This window comes from Coleofasciculus sp. G1-WW12-02 (assembly GCF_040219735.1).
Lineage (GTDB): Bacteria > Cyanobacteriota > Cyanobacteriia > Cyanobacteriales > Coleofasciculaceae > Coleofasciculus.
The window spans coordinates 24,562-46,680 of record NZ_JAVJRX010000036.1 but is presented as its reverse complement, the minus strand read 5'-3'; the positions used below and the strand labels follow the sequence as shown (position 1 = coordinate 46,680).

Genomic DNA, 22,119 nt, shown 5'->3' with positions numbered 1-22,119 from the left:
CCTGTTCTTAACCAGAGAAACTCCACACTACTGTTACGAGGGTCAATGCCAATGGTTGGTGTGGTTTCACCTCGCCCAGAGCGGGAGGTCGAAATTTTACATGTTGTTCCGGGTCGTCTAAGACTCCGAGTCTTAGGAGAGGAGCCGGGAACCGTATTGAGATCCGTTACGCCCCACCTGCGAAAGCGGGACGGCGTGCGAGATATACGAACCAATGAGCAAATCGGAAGTTTACTCATTACCTTTGATACGAATCAGTTATCTCTAGCTCAACTCTTTGAGATCCTGCGGGATTTAGGAATTGCCGAAATTAAACAGCCACCGAGTCAGGAACCCTTAGACTCAGAGGCTTGGAAAAAAGCGGGAACTCAGCTTCAATCCTTCATTCCCTTATTAATTGGACTATTGACCACAAGGCAACTGGGACTTCAAGGATGGCGGTCAATTGCCGTTTATCTACTGACAGCCAATGTCGTCCGTCAGATAATGCAGAACTTGAATTTGGCAGAAGGGAAGACAGAAGAAAAAGAGACAAAAGAAAAAGTAGAGGACACAAGGCAGAAGGCAGAAGGAAATAATGCCGATTTAGATAGGCATGATATTACCAATGCAACACGTTATGAGCAGAATGACAAGCATCCAATAGTCGCACTCAATACCAATTCAACGGTTGTCTATAGCCTGGTTCACGCGGTTCCTGGACGGATGCGTTTTCGTGTCCCTAAAGTTGCCGAAGATCCAGCTTATCTGCGGCGATTGGAATTGTTAGTTAAAAAAGATGACTGGATTACCCAGATGCGCTGCAACAGCACCGTCGCATCTGTGGTGATGACATACAACCCAATGGAGGTTTCCGAAGCTGAAGCTGGGTTACATTTTATTAGTCTGATTCAAATCGCCGCTAATCCTGATTCCAGGGATGTAGAGACGTGCCATGGTACGCCTCTAGGCACGTCTAGGAACCCGGTGGTAGGGGCGGGTTTTACCGATACCGTTCAGGAGACAACAGATAACTTGACTAAACCCGCCCTTCCAGATGAACCAGAGGAAGGATCTGAGGAAATTGCAGCAGAGCCGGATTTGCCGCCACCGGAGACAAGTTTAGCTCCTCCTGTGCAGGTAGAGGAAGAGGAGTACAGGAGCGAGGGATGTAGAGAGAGTTCTGTTGATCAGGATTTACTACCACCGAGCACTGATGATTCTGTTGCTGATAAGCCAGAACTAACGCCAGAGTCTCAGCCCGCGATCGCAACTTCCGTGAGTCCTTGGTTGGAACTTAAGTCAGCCGCGCTTTTAACCCTGCTCAAATTGATGGCAAAAACGCCAATCGTAGGCGTTTGATCCGGGTTTTGAGCCAAAAAGGGTAGGTTTCACAAGACATATTGCTCAACCGAAAGTTTGAGTTGCAATTTTCATCCTAGGGAGAGTGTTAACTCCCTTTATTGCTCGCCAAAATAAATTGTATCGACAAAAAAAAGAGGGTGGTGATAATGAAGCAAGTGGTTTTGAAATCTGGCAATGTTTCCCAGCAACAGATAGCAGCCGTGGAACCTAAACCTCCAACTGTTGTAGAGCGGACGCAGCCAAAAACACGGCAGTTTCAGGTAACCTATCGAGTGGTTCACTCAACACCCGGACGAGTGCGGTTTCGGATTCCCCGCATTGCTCATGATTCTAACTATGCTCAACGGCTGCAAAGGCTTTTAGCCGCAGAACCCCAGGTAACGTCTGTGCGGTTAAAACCAGCCGCTGCATCGGTGGTGATTCGGTATCTTCCCGGTGAACCTGATAGCCAGATGCGCTCCCGTTTAGGGAAAGTGATTCAGCTTGCTACCAATGCGGCGCTAACGATTCCAGGAAATATTACATCGACTCAGCCAGAAAACTCTGCAAAACCCGGAGATTGGTCTAGATTAAAATTACCGACGTTAGCCACACTAATTTCTCTAGTTAGTGGTCCATTGGGGTTATCGTTCCATCCTTTAATTTTGGGCGGTACAATCGCACTAGCCACAATCCCAGTCGCTCGACGGGCGCTGGAAAGTATTACTCAGGAACGCCGCCTCAATGTGGATTTTCTTGATCTAGCCGCGATTACAATTATTACCGCTCAGCGTCACTTCCTCACCTCCTGTAGTATGTTAGGGCTAATTGAACTGGGTGAGGCAATTCGAGAACGTACAGCGCGTTCGTCTCGCAATCAAACCTTAGACTTACTCAGTTCCTTGGCGCAGTTTGTCTGGGTGGAACGGAATGGCGAAAAACAACAAATTCCGATTGAGCAGGTACAGCCAGAGGATACGGTAATTGTTTATCCGGGGAATCAGATTCCCGTCGATGGGCAGATTCTTCAAGGCAAAGCCCTGATTGATGAGCAAAGACTCACGGGTGAAGCTATGCCGGTGGTGCGAAGTGAGGGCGATAGCGTTTATGCGTCTACGTTGGTACGGGAAGGACAACTTTATATTTTAGCTGAACGCATGGGTGCGGATACTTTGGCAGGGCGGACATTAAAGTTACTACAAGATGCACCTGTTCATGATACTCGTGTAGAAAACTATGCGGCGAAAATTGCCGATCGCATGGTACTGCCCACATTATTATTAGGTGGGGTTATTTTTGCCCTGACTCGGAATGCAGCGAGGGCGGCGTCGATTTTAACTATTGACTTTGCTACGGGGATTCGGGTATCAGTACCCACAACGGTGATGGCGGCGATGTTAAGTGCAGCACGTCAGGGGATTCTATTGCGGAGTGGGCGGGCGTTAGAACAATTGGCGCGAGTTGACGCGATCGTTTTTGATAAGACGGGGACATTGACACAAGGCGATGTGGCAATAATTGGGATTACAACCGCTGATCCCGCTATTTCTGAATTGGAGGTGCTGCGACTTGCAGCAGCAGCAGAACAACGGATTACCCACCCCGTTGCGGAAGCGGTGATGCGTTACGCCAATTATCAGGAGGTGATTGTACCCCAGCGTGGTGAGTGGGATTACCAAGTCGGTTTAGGGATTCAGGCGCAAATTGAAGGACAGACGGTTTTAGTGGGGAGCGAACGCTTCTTGGTGAAAGAGGGAATTGACCTAGAGTCATTCTATACCGCCCATCCTGAGGTGAAGACAACTGGATATCCGACAATTTATGTGGCAAGTAATGGCAGATTGCTGGGTATATTGCAATATACCGATCCTTTGCGCCCAGAAAGTGCTGAAGTGATTGCCATGTTGCGAGATGAGATTGGGGCAGAAATTCATATACTAACCGGGGATAATTGTCAACGGGCAGCGGTGGTAGCGGCTCAATTGAATATTCCTCCCAGTCATACCCACGCTGAAGCCTTCCCCCAACGCAAAGCGGAAGTGGTACAACAGTTACATGAAGCTGGGAAAACAGTGGCGTTTGTTGGCGATGGACTGAATGATTCAGCCGCGTTAGCCTATGCGGATGTATCGGTATCCTTCCGGGATGGTTCGGATATTGCCCGTGAAACCGCTGATGTGGTGCTGATGCAGAATAATTTGCGGGGTTTAGTGGAAGCCATTGCGATCGCACGCAATGCTAAACAGATTATCCGCCAGAATACCAATATTGTCGCTGTACCTAATTTATCCGGTTTAGCGATCGCGGCAACGGTGGGATTAAACCCAATGACGGCAACATTAATTAACAATGGCTCTAGTGTCATTGCTGGGGTCAACGGATTACGCCCTGCACTCAAAGGAGATAAAGCCACGATTGATGTTGAAGCCACGAGCGACTAATTGGAGTTTTTCCGACTGTAGGGGCGGGTTTCACTATTATCTGATATTGTCACCCGGATGTGACTAAACCCGCCCCTATATTCCCTCATCCGGGCAGGTTTGTGTAGGGGCGGGTTTCACAATTATCTTATGTTGTCACCCGGATGTGACTAAACCCGCCCCGATAACCAGACGCGCCCTGGCAAAAAGTTTCAATTGACTTACTTTTGGAGGTGTTTTATGAGTTTATTCGATCTTGAAGATTTAGTCGAAGACATTGGTATTCCCGGTGTCCTCATCGGTATTGGTGCAGTGGTTCTTGCACCGATTTTTGGTCCGGCGTTGGCGAAAGCAGGTAAACCTGTTGCCAAAGCCGCGATTAAAGGTGGCATTGTGTTCTATGAAAAGAGCAAAATTGTCATGGCAGAAGCTGGCGAAGCTTTGGGCGATTTAGTGGCACAGAGTAAGGCAGAACTGGCGACAGAACAAAACGGGAATAGCATTGTTCAAGTGTCCAATCATCCGGAAACAAACTAACCTTGTATCCCTAGCATCATACGTTTCCCTGGAGCGGTTGCTAGAATAACAGTTCCGGAAAAGTTTTTTGAATTAGGAGGTAGAGTATGGCTTTTAAAATAACTGATCTGTTTGAAGATCTGGGTGTTCCCGGTGTTGTGGCTGGTATTGGTGCCGTTGTTGCTGCGCCGTTGCTGATTCCGGCTGTTGCCAAGGTAGGTAAACCCGTTGCCAAGGCGATGGTCAAAGGTGGAATTGTCCTTTACGAAAAAAGTAAAGGGATGATGTCAGAAACGGGTGAGGTTTTTGAAGACATCGTGGCGGAAGCTAAGGCAGAATTGGCTGAACAAAAAAGCCAAGCTGAATTAGAACCCGCGCCGAATAGTGAAATCGGTTAATTCCGACTAAACCTGTAGAGACGTGCCATGGCACGTCTCTACAATGCGCGGTGCAAAATTTATAATTGATAATTAATTATGCTGATAACCAATAATTCCAAAATGCCAAAATTAAGGGAAACGACGCCAGAAATAGGTAGTTCACCTATTTATGTAGAACTTATCAGTCAAACCCCAGGGCGGGTGAGATTGCGGGTGGCTCCAGAGTATCGCCAATCTCAGGACATTGAACCGCTGATTAAGTTGTTGAATGAACGTCTAGAGATTTATCGGGTACGAGCTAATATCCACAGTGGTAGTATTACGATTTTTTACGCCCAAGATCACATTAACTTTGAGGGAGTTTGGGCGATTTTGCAGGATTTAGGGGTCACGTTTAGCCCGATTTCTGAACAACCGCGAAATTCAGCAAACGGTCAATCTGATGCGGCGGCTAGCGTAACTTATGCCGTCACTCATCTGAATCACCGCGTGAGACGGGCAACTGATGGAATGGTTGATTTAAGATTTCTGATTCCGCTGGGGTTTAGTGTGTTAGCGATAAGGCAATTAGTGGTTAAAGGATTGATGATCGAAGCGATTCCTTGGTATGTTTTAGCCTGGTATTCCTTTGATAGTTTTATTAAGCTGCATTATACCAGCGAACCACAGGAATAGTTGCTCTTTTGTAGTTTGTAGTAAGGGCTTTAGCCCTATGTAGCCATATAGTAGCTGGCATCAGTTAGGATACATCAGAATGTAGTAGAGACGTTCCGGTGGAACGTCTCTTTTTCTTACGAACGTGGTTGAAACGGTGCATTCAGGTTATCGTGTAAGGGAGAGTTTAATGCCTGATAAACGGTGAACAAAATTAAGCAGGTTTGGCGGCAATTTCTCAATCCTGATGAGTGGTGGAAGCTTCTCAAAACCGATGTTCGGGAATTAGGGAAACCGGGAGAAATTGCCGAGGCTGGCGCAGATGTTTCTAAAGCTGGGTTAGAATTAGCGATCGCGCTGGGTTTGTTGGGAACGCCAGCCGCACCTGTGGCGGTGATTCCGGCGGGGTTATCATTTGTGGGGCTTGCTCGCAAAGGGGTGAAACTGTATCGTGATAAGGCGAAGGGGAAGACAAGCTTAGAAGAGTGGGCTGCGATCGCGTTTCCTTTAGCGTATCTCGAAAGTTTCGATAAATTGGTGCGTGAGAATGATTGGCTACAGCGAGAAATCGGTTCGGGGATATCGGATCAGGCGCCTAAATCGCAACTTGATCAGCTTGGAGAACTTCAACTCGACCAGAACTTAATTGAAGACGCTTTAACCTATTTTCCTGAATCCCGGTTAGGACAGGCTTTAAATCAACAATTATCAGAATACTTAAACCAAGCGGGATTAAATCAGGACAGTATTCCCATTGTAACCGGATGGGTAGCCTGGGGAATCTATCCGATAATTGATCAGCTACTCTCCTACGAACCAGAAACAATCACCCAACCCCTACAATTAACCCGAACCGCCGCACGGGAAACCCAAGCAACCCAGAAATATAGCAGCATTGAATCCTATTTAACGGAACAAATATCTCCTCATACCAGTAATCCTTTGTTACAAACCCAGTGGAAAGTATTAGGTGAAATTTTCACGCTTCCGGATATCTATGTGCCACTGGAAGCCCATTTAGTCGATAAAAATGGCAAAGTTGATAAAAAAGCAGACCCAGTTAATTTAGAACAGTGGGCAAAAGAACAGCTTACGAAGCCGGATAAAAACGGTCAAGTCTTGTTCATTCAAGCTAGACCCGGACGAGGAAAAAGTGTCTTTTGTCGGATGTTTGCCAATTGGGTGCGAGAACATCTTCATCCCATCTGGACACCGATTCTGATTCGACTCTGGGATATTGACGCCTTTGAAAACAATATCGAAAATACCCTCCGCGCTGCGGTTAAGGCAGATTTTGTTAAGAGTGATGACGGCTGGTTAACTGACCGCAATACCCGATTTTTATTCGTGCTGGATGGGTTTGATGAATTGCGAATGGAGGGGAGAACCACAGGCGGGATTGAAAAGTTTCTCAAACAGGTGGGGAATTTTCAAACCAGTTGTCAGCAAAATTCCCAACTGGGACATCGGTTTTTAGTCACGGGTCGAGAATTAGCATTACATGGAATTGAACGATTTCTCCCTGGGAATTTAGAACGGGTAGAAATTGCCCTCATGAATGACAAACTCCAGCAGCAATGGTTGGGGAAATGGTCAAATTTGGTAGGTGAGGATAAAGCTAACGCATTTGGGGAGTTTTTACAGGCTCAAAACTGCCCGGAACAGGTAAAGGAATTGGCGCGAGAACCGCTATTACTTTACCTTTTAGCTGCGATGCATCGGGATGGTGAAATATCCTTGGAACTGTTTGAGGGAACCAGCCGCGCTGGTGCTAAAGTGTTAATTTATCAAAAGGCTTTAGATTGGGTACTGACTCAGCAGCGTTCTCAAGAACTGAATCTGGAACTCACCGAACAGGAAACAGAAGGCTTGCGGCGCATTCTCACAGAAGCGGGGTTATGCGTCACTCAATCGGGTGGAGAGTGGACTTCAATTCCCATGATTGAGGAACGTCTCAAGGGAGATGATCAAGCCAGAAAATTGTTAGAAAAGGCACGAGAACGCATTGGTGATAATCCGTTGAGAAATGCGCTAGCCGCGTTTTATTTGCGACCCGCTTCTGCTGCTGACGCCACGGAAGGAGCGGTGGAGTTTGTCCATAAAAGTTTTGCTGAGTTCTTATGCGCCCAGCGGTTAGTTGAAAGTTTGAAAGAATGGGTTGAACCGCGCCGCAAACGTGGAGGTTTTCTAGTTAGCCGGGAGCAGTTAGCTGAGGAAGTCTACGATTTACTAGGTTATGGGGGGCTGACATGGGAAATAGTCGAGTATATGATAGTGTTGCTTGATGTCAATCAGGAAGAATTTTTGCAATTATTTCAGCGTTTGGAAGAGTTCTACCTCGATTGGTGCAATGGGGAGTTTATTGATGCAGAACCTACGAGTAATCTGCCGCAGAAAAAGATGCTGCAATTGCGAAAGCATGGTAGTTTGATGGGATTGCGAGAGGTGGATATCTATGCTGGGCTAAATATGATGATTCTGCTTTTAGAATTGAAGGATTATTCTGTGATCAGGGATGAACTGAAGGGTAAGATTAGCTTTAATCCTTGTGGTCAGCCAGATAGTGACAGTTTTGAGCCAACTCGATTGCTTCGCATTATTAGTTATAGCAATAGCGTTAAAGTTGACACCTTTTCAAATACAGTTAACCCATTTCTTAGCAACGTCAATCTCAGTGGCGCTTACCTGAGTGGAGCAAACCTCAGTAGCCTAAATCTTAGCCTTGCAAACCTCACCGACGCCTATCTGAGTGGGGCAAACCTCAGTGGCGCAAATCTCTGCCTTGCAAACCTCACCGATGCCTATCTGGGCGGGGCAAATCTCAGTGACATATACTTAAACAGTGCAAATCTAAATCGTATTTTCTGGGATGAATATACTCAATGGAAAAATGTGCGAGGATTAGAAACAGCAATCACTGTGCCAGAAGGGTTAAAGCAACAGCTATCGCTTTCCCCACCCAATCCACCACCAGACGCGCCCAATTCATGAGCCGCTCAAATGCTGAGCCATCCTAATGTTAAGACAACAGACAGGGAAGACGCGATCGCAGGCTGTGGGAGGGCGGGTTTTGTATAACAGTTATCGGTTATGTTTTGATATGTTAGTCCCTAAACCCGCCCCTACAGATTAGGTTTACGATAGTGCGATTAATTTAGTCCGCGCAGGCGGACTTTGTTTGTGTAGCTGCGATTTCCAATCGCCAGCTAAGATATAACCTGATTAAGTTGTTTAACCACCCACTTCCGCACGACTTGATGCACCTCGGCGGCTACTTCGTCTAAAAATCCCTCTTGCATGAGAAACTCTTTAGCCACCTCAGCCGGTTCGCGTTTCTTACCACTCACCTCATAATTCAATCGTTGCATCGTTTCATTCGTTAACTTTGGCGCTAACTTATTCAGCGCCTCTCGGATTCCGGGATACTTCTCCAGTGTTTCTTGACGCACCACTGGCGCAACTTGATAGGGAGGGAAAAAGTTTTGATCATCCTCTAATACAACTAAATTCAATGCACTAATTTCACCATCGGTACTAAACCCCACCACTACATCAGCTTGTCCTTCGGTTAAGGCTTGATATCTTAACCCCGGATCAGTCGGAATAAATTTTTTAAGTTGAAAATCCCCATACACTTGTTTTAACCCCGGTAATCCATCCTCACGTAACTCAAATTCCGGTGGACCAATCAACGTTAATTGACTTGCCTGATCAACCAGATCAGAAATTGTTTTAATATTATAGTCTTTAGCCGCCTCCGGCATCATCACCAAGGCTTGCGTATTATTCATCGGTGCAGGTTCTAGCCAAACCAGATTATATTTCTCTTGATAACTATCCGCCACCGTTTGATAAACCTGCTGCGAATCACTACTGACAGGACGCTTTAACACCGTTAATAAAGCCGTCCCCGTATACTCTGGATATAAATCAATTTGACCACTTTCCAAACCCGCTTGCGCCACGGGTGTTCCCCCCAAGTTTAGCTTGCGTTCAACTTCAAACCCTTGATTTTCAAGTACCAGCGCATACATTTCCCCTAGTATAAATTGCTCAGTAAAATCTTTCGATCCTACCTTAATCGCACTCCCCCCCCCCTGACAAGCGATCGCGAATACCATCGTCAACAGGGCAAGTCCAATCAGAGTAACAGTTTGACGCACTCGGGGCATAAATCTACCAAGTCTCAACATTCTTGTATGGTATCAAGAAATGGAGATAACTTCCTCAACTTATTACCTACAACTATCTATTTCAACACATTGACACAATGGTAGAACAGATCAGTTCCCGACTAAGCGGCTACTGATCCAAAACTGAGAGTGACAATCTCTCCTGAGCATCTTGTTTATGTACAGTCCTGATGATAAATGAGAAATGAGAAAGAATTGAAAAAGCTATACTGAATTTATAGTCATGCTGAACGCGATCGCGAATACTATGATTTGTCCTAAAAATTGGATGGCAGCTTCTTTAATCTCCTGGATAAGCCTAGTCTGCTTAAGTATTTCACAGCCAGCTCAAGCCGAGTCTTCATTTGTCACAAATTTTAATAGAGAAACTAAAAATGAAGATTTGGTAAAGTGTGGCTATACCAAAGAAGAAATTACGTTAAAGATTCCGGATAAGGGAGTGTTGAATCAACTCGACATTACGCCAGGAAATCGGATAGAAAACTATGCCGCAACTCGTTGTCAAGGATACCGCCCGCCGATTCCGTTAATGGCGTTAATCCCTCAATCCACATTTGGCACAACTATCGCTGAATATCCCACCTTGTATTTTTATATTCCAGATGTAAGTGTAAAGAATGTTAAAGCCGAGTTTAGTTTCTATGATCAAACCTTAAAAACTATTATTTATGAAAAGGAAATTCCGCTACAAGCCAGTGATAGCATTATTGCCGTTGATCTAGCCAATGATCCAGATTTACCTCCCTTAGAGGTGGGCAAACCCTATTTCTGGTATTTCAGTATTATTTTTGATCAGTATGACCGCAGTGACAGCACCTATGTCGCCGGGTGGATACAACGAGTCACGCCAAATTCCCCCATTAATCAGGAATTAGACAGGGCTGCACCTAAGGCGAAGCCTGCTATATATGCCAATCATGGGATTTGGTATGAAACCCTCGAAAGTCTAGTCCAGTTGCGTTGTGCGGAGCCGGAAAATTCTACTGTAGCATCAAATTGGCAATACTTATTGCAGCAAGTTGGATTATCCGACATTGCTAGAAAACCTTTAGCGCAATGTCATTCAGCCTTAATAGCGGATCAGTTTTCGGAATCTACAGAGTAACCTGAGTATAGGGGATCACAGGGAATGAATCCAATGAAGCGCTAAGCTAATCTGGAATCATTCTTGCCAGATTTATTAAAATTAATACTATGGCTTGGGTATTTTCAGGACGATTAAAGGTTGAGCGGATAACGGTTGCGATCGCGAATTTGCCACCGTCATTGCAAGGAACCAAACTGGTACAGCTTAGTGATTTACATTATGATGGTTTTCGCCTGTCGGAAGCGATGCTGGCTGAGGCGATTGAGGTGAGTAATCAGGCTGAACCGGATTTAGTTGTGTTAACTGGAGACTACATCACCTATCAGCCAGAACCGATTCATCAACTGGTACGGCGATTAAAATACTTGGAAAGTCGTGCGGGAATCTATGCGGTACTGGGAAACCACGACATTTATCACCACCAAGCCAAAACCACAGTTACCGAGGCGCTAACCCAGATTGGCGTGCGCGTTTTATGGAATGAAATTGTCTATCCTTTAGGCAAAGGATTAGCCTTGGTAGGATTAGCGGATTTTTGGTCCCGTGAATTCAATCCCGCCCCGGTGATGAACCAAATCGATCCTAAATTACCCCGTATTGTCTTATCTCATAACCCGGACACGGCTGAACCCTTGCAGAAATGGCGCATCGATTTACAGTTATCAGGTCATACCCACGGAGGTCAAGTGGTGATTCCTGGATTTGGACCTGCGGCGTTATTGCTACCCATCCTGCGACTACTTATTCCTCGACCCCTGCACAAGTGGATTCCCTTTCTGAGAGAATGTTATCGAGTGGTCGATCATTGGGAATGGGGACAAGGAATCCATCAGGTTGGTGCAAATCGCCTGTATGTGAATCGTGGGTTAGGAACTTATGCACCCGGGCGTCTATTTTGTCCGCCAGAAGTTACCATTATTACTTTAGAGAGGGAATAGGCAAGAGGGAACAGGGAAACCAGTATCAATAGAAACAGGTAACTAATATGTTGGGGTTCATCCGGTCAGATTTGGCTCAATTTACGGCTTACACTCCTAATCCAGGGGGAGATTCGGGTAAGCCAATCCTATCGTGCGATCGCGTGGATGCGAATGAAAGTCCTGATGATTTGCCCGTTGAGTTAAAAGAAAAGCTAGCATGGACGTATCAACACGAGATTGAGGCGAACCGCTATCCCGATGGTTCTCATCAAGCCCTAAAAGATGCGATCGCGCATTATGTGACTGAATCGGCTAATCTAGAAATACCCGTAACCTCTAGCCAAATCTCAGTGGGGAATGGTTCGGATGAACTGATTCGTTCTCTATTAATTACCACCTGTTTACGGGGAGAAGGTTCAATTCTCGTCCCCAATCCCACATTCTCCATGTACGGGATTCTGGCGCAAACCTTGGGTATTCCTGTGGTTACAGTTGGGCGTTGTTCGGATAACTTTGAGATTAACCTAGGCGAAGCCCAACGCGCGATCGCCCAATCAGAACATCCCCCTATCCGTGTAGTTTTCGTTATTCACCCCAACTCCCCCACAGGCAATTCTCTCACATCGGCTGAACTCAAATGGTTGCGAAGTTTACCTGATCATATTTTGGTGGTGATTGATGAGGCATACTTTGAATTTAGCCAAACCTCTGTCGTTAAGGAATTAGCGCAGCATCCCAACTGGGCAATTATGCGAACCTTTTCCAAAGCCTTTCGCTTAGCCGCCCATCGGGTAGGATATTGCATCGCCCACCCAGAATTAATTGCCGCATTAGAAAAAATGCGCTTACCTTATAATTTACCCAGCTTTTCCCAAGCCGCCGCCCTTGTCGCCCTGACTCACCGCGATCAACTCTTAGCCACGATTCCCCAAATTATTGCCGAACGCGATAAATTATTAGCTGCATTATCAGAGTATCCCGCGTTACAGGTTTGGTCGAGTTCTGCCAATTTTATTTATATTCGCCCTCGCCAACTGGAACAAAATAGCTTAAGCCAGATTGTTCAACAAATGAAAGCCCAAGGTACAGTCATCCGAAATACAGGTGGCGGATTACGAATTACTGTGGGTTCTCAACAAGAGAATCAGCGTACCTTAAAGCGATTGCAAACAGTTCTGCTCCATTGACTTAGTTTTTTATTCTTTAGGCGATTGGATAAGTATTAATACTGCTCGAAAAGATTTGGGTATTAATACTTGATTGACATTCCTTTGAATAATGAACTATACTGACTCCATCAAGACAAAGGGAATACAGCTCAGCTAAATCATCTTACAAAATTTATATTCTGCACAATGATCAGCCAAGCTTTTTAATAATCTAAGAGTCTTGGGTTGACTCAAGATTATTAACTTGCTTTAAATCAGCCATATATGCCTGTGCAAAGTATCACTTGATGCAAATGATCGATGCAGCTAAGGCTATTCTCACCCATCCTATCCTGAGGTTGAAAAGCTTTGGGAGCTTGACTGCAAGTGTGATTTTTTCAGACTAACAGCAGAGTGAGAGTGAGGATACACAAATGATTGACAAAGTAGCCAACAGTTTTGGGGCTAAGATTAACCTACAGATTCCCCAGTCGAATCAAAACCAAACATTTTTGGTCAAATCGGCTTATCCCCAAGTCAATCTTCCCGCTCTCATCTCCTCCCAGGGAGGGCAAATTTTAATTGATGGCAGAGTATGGGTAATTGCCCAACTTATGTTCCATCAGGCTATGGAATTACGTAAGCTTCGTGAAATTGCTTTCGTTGGAGGTATCACCTTAGATCCTCAGCGTTTTACCGCCTTTTCACAGCCTTTAGAAAACTCGCAGGGTTCATCTTCTAACTAAGGTCAAACTAACATTCTAGTTTTAGAAGAGGAATAAATCATGCCCAGCGTTGGACAAGAACTTCTCGATGTGCCACTTCCCGAAATGGTAGCCAAGCTAGCAATGGGTATTGCCACCGCCCAAGCTGCCTTAGACGAGAATTCGGTTAACACGGCACAGTTACTGGCAGAAACAGAAGTTCCGGTTGTGTTCGGTGTTAGTCAGATTATTGCTGAGGATGGCACAGTCAGCTTTACCCAATCACCTCCTATCGATGTCTCACTTTTACAAATTGGTCTATTGCCGACATTTTACCAGTTTTCTGAAGCCACTATTGAGGTTTCAATGGACATTAAAACGACAACCAGTCGGCAGACTAATGTTAACGTATCCGCCAAGGCAAAAGTTGGCTTTGCCTTATGGAGTTCATCGGTAAGAGTTGATATCTCTCATAACCGCAAATTTGGCAAGGAAGTGCAGGGGACAAGTCGCTTGTTTACTCGCCTCGCTCCCGTCCCCCCACCCGAACGGATTGCACCTATATTGACAGTGGTAGATAATCGTCCTGATGGAGGTGCATAATGGCATTCGATCTCACACCCAAAGATCCAAATGAGCCAATTCAGGAACTGGCGGGTGCGTCATTAGCGGAAGTCCTTACTCAACTTGCAGAAGCAATTGCCGAAGGACAGGCGAGGCTTGATCTATCATCCGCCCAAGTTGTTCAGGAGTTAGCACAAACTCAAGTTGATATTGTCCCCAGTATTCGGCAGATTATCCGAGAAGATGGGACGGTAGAATTTCAACAAGCTGAACCTGTCAGGGTGAGCTTACTCGATTTGGGCATATTGCCGACGTTCCTTGCCTTTTCTGAAGCAACAGCAGAGATAGCCATGGATCTGAAAGTGGTGGAGAATGTCACTCAATCTGGCAATACCAACAAACGCAAGTCTCTGTTTGCGGCGACTCAATCCCTAAGAACAGAACGACGTTTGAATCGGGACGTTAGCGTACACACAAAATTGACGGCTAAATTAGTGCCAGTACCCGTACCCGCTCGTTTACAACCGATAATCACCGTGGAAGATCAACGCGAGGGAGGGGGTGTCTGATGGCGAACGATAAGATGCGTATTGATGCCTTTCTTAGTGAGTTTGGCAAGTCGATGATCCAAGCTCAAGCTCAGATCAATGCTGAGGTACTGGAGCATCCTGTTGGTTTTGAAGGGTTACAAACAGGTATCGCCATCAGCGAGACGGAGATTGACTTAAAAATGGTCTTCGACGAAGACAGTTCTGGAGTTAATATTCGACCTGTGAGTGCGGGAGAGGCAAGACTAGCGGATCTTAATCCTGGTGTTCTATCTGGGTTACGCGCTCGCTTGGTGGCAGTCCCTAATGAGGAAATCCGTCCACCCGTGCGGAAACCGTCAGACATTCGCGAGCAGGTTCTTTCTCGTCCCGATATAACTCGCTTGCAGGACGTCTTTGGCGAACTGCAAGTCGAACCCACCTACGTCGGTGCGGCACGACGGTGGATTGTAGATGTGAAGGAACCCAGAGGTCAAACCCTTCGCAGTATCCAGATTTCCGATAGTGAATAGTCATTAGCTCAGTTGAGCAATGTACAAATCCCCAGAATGGGGGTACAATTACAAGCTTTGGTGTTTTGTTCCTACTTAGAGTTTGTACCCCCATTCTTCCATTGAACAGTATATTAACATAAATTGAGAGTAGTACAAAAGTATGGTTGAAGCACTAACGATCAAGGAGGCTCAACAGCAAATCGAAGGGTTAATCAAAGAGAATCGGCTATCCAGTGAAACCATCGAAGCTCTTGAGAAAGAGATTAATCTACTCAAACAGAAAACCCAAGAGGCGGTTCAAGCTCAGCAAAAAGCCGAGACAGAAATAAAGGTAGCTCAGGAACAAATACAGGAGCTACAGCCTCAAGTTGCTCAGTTAAAAGAACTTAATACTCAGCTTCAATCTCAAGTTCAACGTTTGTCTGCACAGGTAAAAGAAACTCCACTACAACCCCTGACTCCAGAGGAAGGTTCCGCTCTGCTTGACCGAACGTTCCAAGCCTTCCGTGGCATAAAAAATTTGAGAGTGGTAGACGCTGACATCACCCTCAAGCTAGCGACTGGCAAACTCGGAGATCAGTCTGTTTTAATGTTTCCACAACCGGGTTCTGTTGATTCTTCAACTCTCCATGAAATAAAATTTAAGCTCCGTAGTGACGATTCACTAAGTCAACCCTGAGCTTGATATATAGCAAAAGGCTCCAGGGCATAAGGTTTATTACTGGTAGGTTGTTGTTTGGGTCATTAAACCTGTCCTAACCTTATATGCCGACAGCTAGCTATAGCAGTAAACACATAGCTGAGGACAAACCAACTGTGATAGAGACGTTCCGGCGGAACGTCTCTACGAAATTCTTATCTCAAAGGACAGGCGATTTGCTCAGATTCTTTCTCAAGCTGGCGCACTAAGTCTTGATCTCCTTTTGCCCTCGCGACGTCTAAGCGATGTTCTAAAGACTGACAAATATTTTCCAGGTGAGTAATGCTGGTTTGCGGGAAGGCTTTTTGGCGCGAATTATTAAGAAACCAAGAACGAGTTCCGACCATCGTCATGGATGACTTGACCGGGGTAGACTTAACGACACTGGGTTTATCGGTCTGATATCCAACGCCTCGCCACTTCAAATCATGGGTGGGTAGGGGTTCGGGGATATGTCTAAGATAGTGAAGCTGCCACTTTTGACCCCGATAGGTCCCACCAATCTCACCTTCGCTTACCTCTAATGTGGATGGTGTGTCATTGTAATGAACACCCCGATAACAACGTTTCATTTGCCTTGTCTCCCTTAAGTCTTTTAAAAAAATGATTTCAATTGATTGAGTGATGTCTAGACTCTAAGCGTTTTAGCCGCGCCGATAGGTGACACCCCGATAGGTTAATTCCATTGACCCTTGGCGTCCCACTGACCCTGGGCGTCTCTGATGCAGCTTCGGCTTGTGAATTTTCCAACTGTGACCTCGGTATGTGCCACCAGTCTCACCTTCGCTTACGTCTACCATTGATGGCTCTGAATCGTAGTTAACACCTCGATAATGAAGTTTCATGGTTTACTCCTCCGATTGATTTCCACCACTAGCGAATGTTGGCTTGGGGGAAATGGGTTTCCTGTTCTAACTTGGCTGAAACGGCATCTAACTTGGGATAGATCCCTGAGATTGAGATGGGTTTATCAAATTATTTCTGTATATATTATTACAGTTTTTGGTTAAAACTGTCAATTGTCAGGAAAATATCACACAAAGACGGCAGTTTCCCAGGATCTCCAGCACTGATGACGGGGAAATGGGGAAGATTGTCCCCATCACCCATTGCCTCTTCCTCAATCACCAATGAGGGAGACGGGTAAATTATTATAAGTATTAATACGCATAAAATACCGCCAGTCTCCACAAAACTGGCGGTGTCAATGCTCAGATAAATTTTCAGTTCAATGAGGACAGCGGTCAATGCTACATCGCAGAACCAACGCCTGCGTAGGCGCCATAGAAGAAAAGACCAACAACAACCAGAACACCTGTTCCAGCAATTGTGGCGACAACCCACAACGGAATTCTTCCACTTCCAGACACGGCTAATACCTCCTAGTTCAAGCTAACGAATGAATGAGTTGAGTTAATTAAAGAAATAACTGGAAAAGAGAATACCCAAGACAAAAACCAACAACAGACCCAGAAACAGAGAGGTCCGGTTTAGTTCAACTGGCTGGTTATTCGGATTGGGAGAACGCTCTGGCATGGATTTTATCTCCTATCGTTGAACAAATTGCATGGCAGCGATCGCGCCGAGAAAAAAGACGGTGGGAACCGCTAGCGTATGAACAGCTAACCATCTAACGGTAAAAATTGGATAGGAAATGGGTTGATTGGGAGTATTAGTCATGATTTTTTACAGAAATCTCCAAACGTTACGTTACTTTTTGGTAAATTGATCAATTTGCTTTTTCGCATCGTAGCGATCGCTCACAATCGGAATTTCCTGCTGTGGTTGCGTAAAATATTCGTTCGGACGGGGTGTGCCAAACACATCATAAGCTAGACCTGTGCTAACAAATAGCCAACCGGCAACAAACAGAGCCGGAATCGTGATGCTGTGAATGACCCAGTAACGAATGCTGGTAACAATATCGCCGAATGGACGCTCACCAGTAGTTCCTGACATGAATGATTCCTCCTTCCCAGTAACAGTTATAGATTCACTCGACCCTACTATTTTAAAGCATCGAGCGGGCTTTACAGCCATGATCAAGCCGAGATACAGCCAACTGATTATGAACGATCAAGCCGTTGTTTTGGCTGGGGGTTCATACTTGAGCAAAACACCCGCTTGACCAATAACAAATCCCTGTTCTGGCGTGATAAAGACAACTTTGTACAAGTTGGATGGTACATTTTCAACTTCGCGATCTTTGAGCCAGGTTTTGCCCCCGTCAAAACTACAAAGCAAATTCCCACTACCCCCCGCTAGCCACACTTCATCGGGAGTTCGGTAAGCTAAATCCAGTAATCCCCAACTGGTGGAAAATTCGGGATAAATTGGCTCTTCCCAAGCCTCTAAATCTTCGCTACCACTAAACTGTAGCATTCCTCCTCGTGCTAGTCCCCACAGACGCCCATCTTGAGTGAATCCCATATTTTGCAGACGCTTAGAACTGCTGCGTTCATGCTGTTCCCAGGCACTTTGACCGGGTTCCCAGGTTGAGTAAAAGTTCCCTCTAGCAGAAACCGCGACATATTTGCCATCGTTGGAACGGGCAATATTACGAAGTACACCCACGGCTTCTTCTACCTGGGCTTTCCAGGTTTTACCCCCATCTTGGGTTTGGTAAATTGCCCCAATTGTGGTTGTCATCTCCGCTGATTTGGGACCGACTGCCAAAATTGTGTTGGGGTCTCCGGGTAACTTTTCACTTAAGGGTATGCGTGACCAGGAAACACCACCATCAGTAGTATGCAGCATAATGGAGGGTTCACCCACAATCCAGCCTTCGTCACCTGCAAAGCTTACGGATGTGAAACGATATTTATTCTCATCCCCAACATCAAGGACTTTCTCTTGCCAGGTTTCGCCACCATCGGTGGTTTCCAGGAGTGTGGAATTGCTGCCAACGAGCCATCCATGACTGGGGTTATCGGTAAACCCGATATCCCGTAGCGTTTCCTGAGTGGGTAAGGAAACCACTTCCCAAGGGTTATAGCTCAAGGGTTCGGCATACTTACAACTAATACACAAGCAGGCGATCGCGAAGACTATTACAATTCGTTTCAAAGTTTTCATTAAATCGCTCATTGGCAACATGCTGTCTTTTGGCGTAACTGAGACATTGGTGTGTAAGGGATTGCCTCCTCGGTTCAGCGCAGTCCGTATAAACTTATAAAGAAGATAAAGCCTAGCATTAAGGCACCAAAAATCAAGATATTCTTTTGACCTGGGGTCAAAAGGTTCACCCCAAAGCCATAGGTGAGGTTCTCCTTAAACCCAGATGGGGTACCACTGGCACCAATATCCTGAAATTGGGGCTTTTTGGCGCCACAAACCGGACAGCGCCAGTCGCTGGGTAGCTCCTCAAAGGTTGTCCCGGCGACAATATTTTGGTTACTATCTCCCTTATTTGGCTCGTAAACGTAGCCGCAAGAGCGGCACTCGTAACTACTTGGCGCTTGTTCTGCCAAGGTTTGCTCGTTAGCTGGTTCGATCATCGCTGGCTTTCATTAGAACTTCTCCGTTGTGGGAAACCCTGCGTCTTCAGACCAGGGAGGAACACGCGGTAGCGGTTTTAACCCCATGCCCCCTTTCGGGGTGGAGGGGTATGGTTGCCCCTCCGGTGAGGTATGGTTGCCTCAATCTCTTTCGAGTAAAGTTAGCCTCGCCAAGGTTATCGGTCGGTAACTATCCAAAAAGCACTGTTTCAGTGACCTTAAAACTGTTTAACTTTTCGGTTCTAGGGCAGCAAACTGGCTATCGCATTTGCTGGTAGGTCTTGAACGCTTGCCGATAACGTAGTCAGTTAAGACTTAGGCTGGTAAGCACAGCTTCAACTTATTTGGCTTTTGCTCCGTGTCTTTAGACCGGGGTTGCTTACTCAGGGGTCTATATGATTTCCTGAGAACGTATGTTAAAAAATTTATCATAATAACCGACATTCCGCATCAGGGAAGAGGGGAGATGGGGGAGCAGAGGGAGCAGAGGAATCTGGGGGAGCAGAGGGAGCAGAGGGAGCTGGGGAAGCAGAGGGAGCTGGGGGAGCAGAGGGAGCAGAGGAAGCTGGGGGAGATGATTACCAATGAACCATCAACAATGAACCATGAACAATCAACAAAGGACGAATGAGAAATGACGAATCCCCTTTATCTAGATCGCGCAATTCGCCAACTTAATAAGATAACTGGAATTATGCCAACAACGACGATCGCTAATGCAGGCGCCGCCGCCTCCACTAACCGCTCATCCGATGCCAGATTGTAGACGCGCACGGCAAGGGTGTCAAAATTAAAGGGTCGAATAATTAAGGTAGCTGATAATTCCTTCATCACATCCACGAACAGCAGCATCCCCGCCGTCAGTAATCCACCCCACATCATTGGTGCATGGATTTTGACTAAGGTACTCGTTGGAGTGTAACCCAAGGAACGGGCAGCATCATCTAAACTGGGCTTAATTTTACTTAAACTGGCTTCCACACTATTGAAAGATACGGCAAGGAAGCGCACCAAATAGGCATAAACTAAAGCCGTAATCGTGCCACTGAATAGTAAGCCTGTGGATATGCCAACTATCGCCCGCATTCCCGCATCAATGGCATTATCCAGTCTGCCAAGGGGAATCAGAATCCCTACGGCAATCACTGAACCGGGTACAGCATAGCCCATCGCCGCAATCCGAGTCGCTAACTGCATCACTAAGGTGGATTGCAACCGTAATCCATAAGCCATAATGACTGCGATCGCAACCCCTAAAACGGCGGTAACGACTGCCAGAATAAAACTATGACGGGCATAGACCCAAAACTCACCATCTAGCGTCGTCGTGGTATTTTTCAGCGTCATCTCCAGCAAGAGTCCAGCCGGAAGCAAAAACCCCAGACTCAATGGCACAAAACACGCCAACGCCGCACCAATTCCGCGTATACCTCCTAACCGATAACTGGGCAGTTGGCGATAACTGGTCGTGTTTTGATAATATCGTGCCTGACGCCGTGACCATCGCTCGACGCAAATTAATGCCAAAATAAATAACAGCAGAAATGCGGCTAATTGGGCGGCGGCGACTCGTTCCCCCAAACCAAACCACGTCCGATAAATACCTGTGGTGAATGTCTCCACACCAAAATACTTCACCGTGCCAAAATCATTCAGCGTTTCCATTAAAGCTAACGCCACACCCGCTGCGATCGCGGGACGGGCTAAGGGCAATGCTACAGTAAAAAAACTGCGCCACGGACCACACCCCAGACTGCGGCTGGCTTCTAATGTACAAACCGATTGCTCTAAAAACGCCACCCGTGCCAATAAATAGACATAAGGATACAACACTAGCGTCAGCATGAGAATTGCCCCACCCAGGGAACGAATATTGGGAAACCAGTAGTCGCCATAACTCCAGCCAAACCCATCCCGTAACGCGGTTTGAATCGGTCCTGAGAAGTCCAAAAAGTCGGTGTAGGTATAGGCTAAGACATAAGCAGGTGCAGCCAGGGGTAATAATAGCGCCCATTCAAACAGGCGAGATCCGGGGAAACGGCACATTGTCACCAACCACGCTGTTCCCACACCAATTAAACCAACGCCACACCCTACGCCAATCATCAGCCAGAACGAATTAGCCATGTAGCGCCATAAAACCGTTTGCGCCAGATGCTGCCAAATCTCGCCCGCATCTGTAAAAATATTGCTCAATATAAATAAGACAGGGGTAGCCACCAAAAGCGCGATCGCAAAAACCATCAGCGTCAAGAGATTGATGCGCCTACGTCGTTTTTTTCCTTGAACGAGATCCGGTTTGGGCACAGTAGAGGTAGATTGAGTGGATTGGTTCATCTTAAATACGGCACAAGCGAGAGAGCGATTGCCAACGTGCTAAATTATGCTGAGACTACTTTACAAGAACATTCACCAACCTTGCCCTAAAAGGAACAAGGATTGACCAAGCCAGTTTGGACAACGTTTTTGAGTTTAATGACAAATGACAAATGACAAATGACGAATCAACCCATGAGCCGAAAAATTATCCGCACAACCAACGCCCCTGCACCTGTCGGTCCTTATAATCAAGCGATCGCGGCGAGAGGAGAACTGATTTTTGTCGCCGGTCAAATTCCCCTTGACCCCAAAACCGGTGAAATTATTGGAGCAAACGATATTGCCAAGCAGACGGAACAGGCGATGGCAAATTTAGCCGCGATTCTGGAAGCGGCTGGTGTTCAGATGCAAGATATCGCCAAAACCACAGTATTTCTTTCTGATATGAATAATTTTGCGGCAATGAATCAAGTTTATGCTCGCTATTTTGACGAAGCATCCGCCCCCGCCCGCGCTTGTGTCGAAGTTTCCCGACTTCCCAAAGACGTTTTAGTTGAAATTGAATGTATTGCCGTTGCGCCTTAGATATTGCCAAAATGAGGCATTCCATAACCTTCCCGGAATAGTATCAGTAATTAAAAGTAAACACCGT

Annotated in this window: 27 protein-coding genes; 16 read left to right on the top strand and 11 right to left on the bottom strand. The window is 46.2% G+C overall.

Features of this window, described 5'->3' with window-relative positions; translation table 11 throughout:
• Positions 1–51 precede the first annotated feature (51 nt).
• The 6 genes from RID09_RS05820 (at position 52) to RID09_RS05795 (ending at position 8,284) form a co-directional block, all read left to right on the top strand.
• Positions 52–1,341 carry a hypothetical protein gene (locus RID09_RS05820; RefSeq protein WP_446335008.1) on the top strand — a complete coding sequence of 430 codons (1,290 nt, stop codon included), beginning with the start codon at positions 52–54 and terminating at the stop codon, positions 1,339–1,341.
• Positions 1,342–1,490: 149 nt separating this feature from the next.
• The gene (locus tag RID09_RS05815; RefSeq protein WP_446335007.1) at positions 1,491–3,764 is read left to right on the top strand and encodes a heavy metal translocating P-type ATPase; all 2,274 of its coding nucleotides are present in this window, start codon (positions 1,491–1,493) and stop codon (positions 3,762–3,764) included.
• A 219-nt stretch (positions 3,765–3,983) separates the two neighbouring features.
• Positions 3,984–4,280 (top strand): DUF5132 domain-containing protein, encoded by a 297-nt coding sequence (locus RID09_RS05810; protein ID WP_446335006.1) that lies wholly within the window; start codon positions 3,984–3,986, stop codon positions 4,278–4,280.
• Positions 4,281–4,366: 86 nt separating this feature from the next.
• A complete protein-coding gene (locus tag RID09_RS05805) occupies positions 4,367–4,657 on the top strand; it encodes a DUF5132 domain-containing protein (protein ID WP_446335005.1) in 291 nt (96 codons plus the stop codon).
• Positions 4,658–4,759: 102 nt separating this feature from the next.
• Positions 4,760–5,314 (top strand): HMA2 domain-containing protein, encoded by a 555-nt coding sequence (locus RID09_RS05800; protein WP_446335004.1) that lies wholly within the window; start codon positions 4,760–4,762, stop codon positions 5,312–5,314.
• A gap of 183 nt (positions 5,315–5,497) precedes the next feature.
• On the top strand, positions 5,498–8,284 hold the full coding sequence (locus RID09_RS05795) for an NACHT domain-containing protein (protein WP_446335003.1): 2,787 nt from the start codon (positions 5,498–5,500) through the stop codon (positions 8,282–8,284).
• Positions 8,285–8,499: 215 nt separating this feature from the next.
• Here RID09_RS05795 and RID09_RS05790 read toward each other — a convergent pair whose 3' ends face one another.
• Entirely contained in the window at positions 8,500–9,465 is a 966-nt protein-coding gene (locus RID09_RS05790; RefSeq protein ID WP_446335002.1) for a glycine betaine ABC transporter substrate-binding protein, read from the bottom strand.
• A 244-nt stretch (positions 9,466–9,709) separates the two neighbouring features.
• Between RID09_RS05790 and RID09_RS05785 the strand changes: the two genes are divergently transcribed.
• The 8 genes from RID09_RS05785 (at position 9,710) to RID09_RS05750 (ending at position 15,630) form a co-directional block, all read left to right on the top strand.
• The gene (locus RID09_RS05785; RefSeq protein ID WP_446335001.1) at positions 9,710–10,591 is read left to right on the top strand and encodes a DUF928 domain-containing protein; all 882 of its coding nucleotides are present in this window, start codon (positions 9,710–9,712) and stop codon (positions 10,589–10,591) included.
• An 89-nt stretch (positions 10,592–10,680) separates the two neighbouring features.
• Positions 10,681–11,511, top strand: coding sequence for a metallophosphoesterase (locus tag RID09_RS05780; protein ID WP_446335000.1), 831 nt, complete (start codon positions 10,681–10,683; stop codon positions 11,509–11,511).
• A gap of 47 nt (positions 11,512–11,558) precedes the next feature.
• The gene (locus tag RID09_RS05775) at positions 11,559–12,680 is read left to right on the top strand and encodes a histidinol-phosphate transaminase (protein WP_446334999.1); all 1,122 of its coding nucleotides are present in this window, start codon (positions 11,559–11,561) and stop codon (positions 12,678–12,680) included.
• A 395-nt stretch (positions 12,681–13,075) separates the two neighbouring features.
• Positions 13,076–13,387, top strand: a complete 312-nt coding sequence (locus RID09_RS05770) for a hypothetical protein (RefSeq protein WP_446334998.1) — start codon at positions 13,076–13,078, stop codon at positions 13,385–13,387.
• Between the two features lie 39 nt (positions 13,388–13,426).
• The gene (locus tag RID09_RS05765; RefSeq protein WP_446334997.1) at positions 13,427–13,948 is read left to right on the top strand and encodes a hypothetical protein; all 522 of its coding nucleotides are present in this window, start codon (positions 13,427–13,429) and stop codon (positions 13,946–13,948) included.
• Positions 13,948–14,478 (top strand): hypothetical protein, encoded by a 531-nt coding sequence (locus RID09_RS05760; RefSeq protein WP_446334996.1) that lies wholly within the window; start codon positions 13,948–13,950, stop codon positions 14,476–14,478. Before RID09_RS05765 ends, RID09_RS05760 begins: the two co-directional genes overlap by 1 nt.
• Entirely contained in the window at positions 14,478–14,969 is a 492-nt protein-coding gene (locus RID09_RS05755) for a hypothetical protein (RefSeq protein WP_446334995.1), read from the top strand. The genes RID09_RS05760 and RID09_RS05755 overlap by 1 nt, the downstream gene beginning before the upstream one ends.
• Before the next feature lie 142 nt (positions 14,970–15,111).
• Positions 15,112–15,630 carry a hypothetical protein gene (locus RID09_RS05750; RefSeq protein ID WP_446334994.1) on the top strand — a complete coding sequence of 173 codons (519 nt, stop codon included), beginning with the start codon at positions 15,112–15,114 and terminating at the stop codon, positions 15,628–15,630.
• Between the two features lie 176 nt (positions 15,631–15,806).
• On the opposite strand, the gene pirA is transcribed toward RID09_RS05750, so the two are convergent.
• The 9 genes from pirA to RID09_RS05705 all read right to left on the bottom strand — a co-directional run bounded on the left by pirA (position 15,807) and on the right by RID09_RS05705 (position 19,148).
• Positions 15,807–16,223, bottom strand: coding sequence for an arginine synthesis PII-interacting regulator PirA (gene pirA / locus RID09_RS05745; RefSeq protein WP_446334993.1), 417 nt, complete (start codon positions 16,221–16,223; stop codon positions 15,807–15,809).
• Positions 16,224–16,295: 72 nt separating this feature from the next.
• The gene (locus RID09_RS05740; RefSeq protein ID WP_446334992.1) at positions 16,296–16,496 is read right to left on the bottom strand and encodes a DUF4278 domain-containing protein; all 201 of its coding nucleotides are present in this window, start codon (positions 16,494–16,496) and stop codon (positions 16,296–16,298) included.
• A gap of 148 nt (positions 16,497–16,644) precedes the next feature.
• Positions 16,645–16,899, bottom strand: coding sequence for a hypothetical protein (locus RID09_RS05735; RefSeq protein ID WP_446334991.1), 255 nt, complete (start codon positions 16,897–16,899; stop codon positions 16,645–16,647).
• Positions 16,900–16,901: 2 nt separating this feature from the next.
• A complete protein-coding gene (locus tag RID09_RS05730) occupies positions 16,902–17,021 on the bottom strand; it encodes a photosystem II reaction center protein J (RefSeq protein ID WP_446334990.1) in 120 nt (39 codons plus the stop codon).
• Between the two features lie 43 nt (positions 17,022–17,064).
• Positions 17,065–17,187, bottom strand: coding sequence for a photosystem II reaction center protein L (locus RID09_RS05725; protein ID WP_006106150.1), 123 nt, complete (start codon positions 17,185–17,187; stop codon positions 17,065–17,067).
• A gap of 12 nt (positions 17,188–17,199) precedes the next feature.
• Positions 17,200–17,331 carry a cytochrome b559 subunit beta gene (gene psbF, locus RID09_RS05720; RefSeq protein WP_446334989.1) on the bottom strand — a complete coding sequence of 44 codons (132 nt, stop codon included), beginning with the start codon at positions 17,329–17,331 and terminating at the stop codon, positions 17,200–17,202.
• A 30-nt stretch (positions 17,332–17,361) separates the two neighbouring features.
• Entirely contained in the window at positions 17,362–17,610 is a 249-nt protein-coding gene (gene psbE / locus RID09_RS05715; RefSeq protein WP_446334988.1) for a cytochrome b559 subunit alpha, read from the bottom strand.
• Positions 17,611–17,727: 117 nt separating this feature from the next.
• Entirely contained in the window at positions 17,728–18,738 is a 1,011-nt protein-coding gene (locus RID09_RS05710; RefSeq protein ID WP_446334987.1) for a photosynthesis system II assembly factor Ycf48, read from the bottom strand.
• Between the two features lie 62 nt (positions 18,739–18,800).
• Entirely contained in the window at positions 18,801–19,148 is a 348-nt protein-coding gene (locus tag RID09_RS05705) for a rubredoxin (RefSeq protein WP_446334986.1), read from the bottom strand.
• Between the two features lie 358 nt (positions 19,149–19,506).
• On the opposite strand from RID09_RS05705, the gene RID09_RS05700 reads away from it, so the two are divergent.
• Positions 19,507–19,779, top strand: coding sequence for a hypothetical protein (locus tag RID09_RS05700; RefSeq protein ID WP_446334985.1), 273 nt, complete (start codon positions 19,507–19,509; stop codon positions 19,777–19,779).
• Positions 19,780–19,796: 17 nt separating this feature from the next.
• Here RID09_RS05700 and RID09_RS05695 read toward each other — a convergent pair whose 3' ends face one another.
• Entirely contained in the window at positions 19,797–21,485 is a 1,689-nt protein-coding gene (locus RID09_RS05695) for an ABC transporter permease (RefSeq protein WP_446334984.1), read from the bottom strand.
• A 174-nt stretch (positions 21,486–21,659) separates the two neighbouring features.
• On the opposite strand from RID09_RS05695, the gene RID09_RS05690 reads away from it, so the two are divergent.
• Positions 21,660–22,052 (top strand): RidA family protein, encoded by a 393-nt coding sequence (locus tag RID09_RS05690; protein ID WP_446335138.1) that lies wholly within the window; start codon positions 21,660–21,662, stop codon positions 22,050–22,052.
• Positions 22,053–22,119 lie beyond the last annotated feature (67 nt).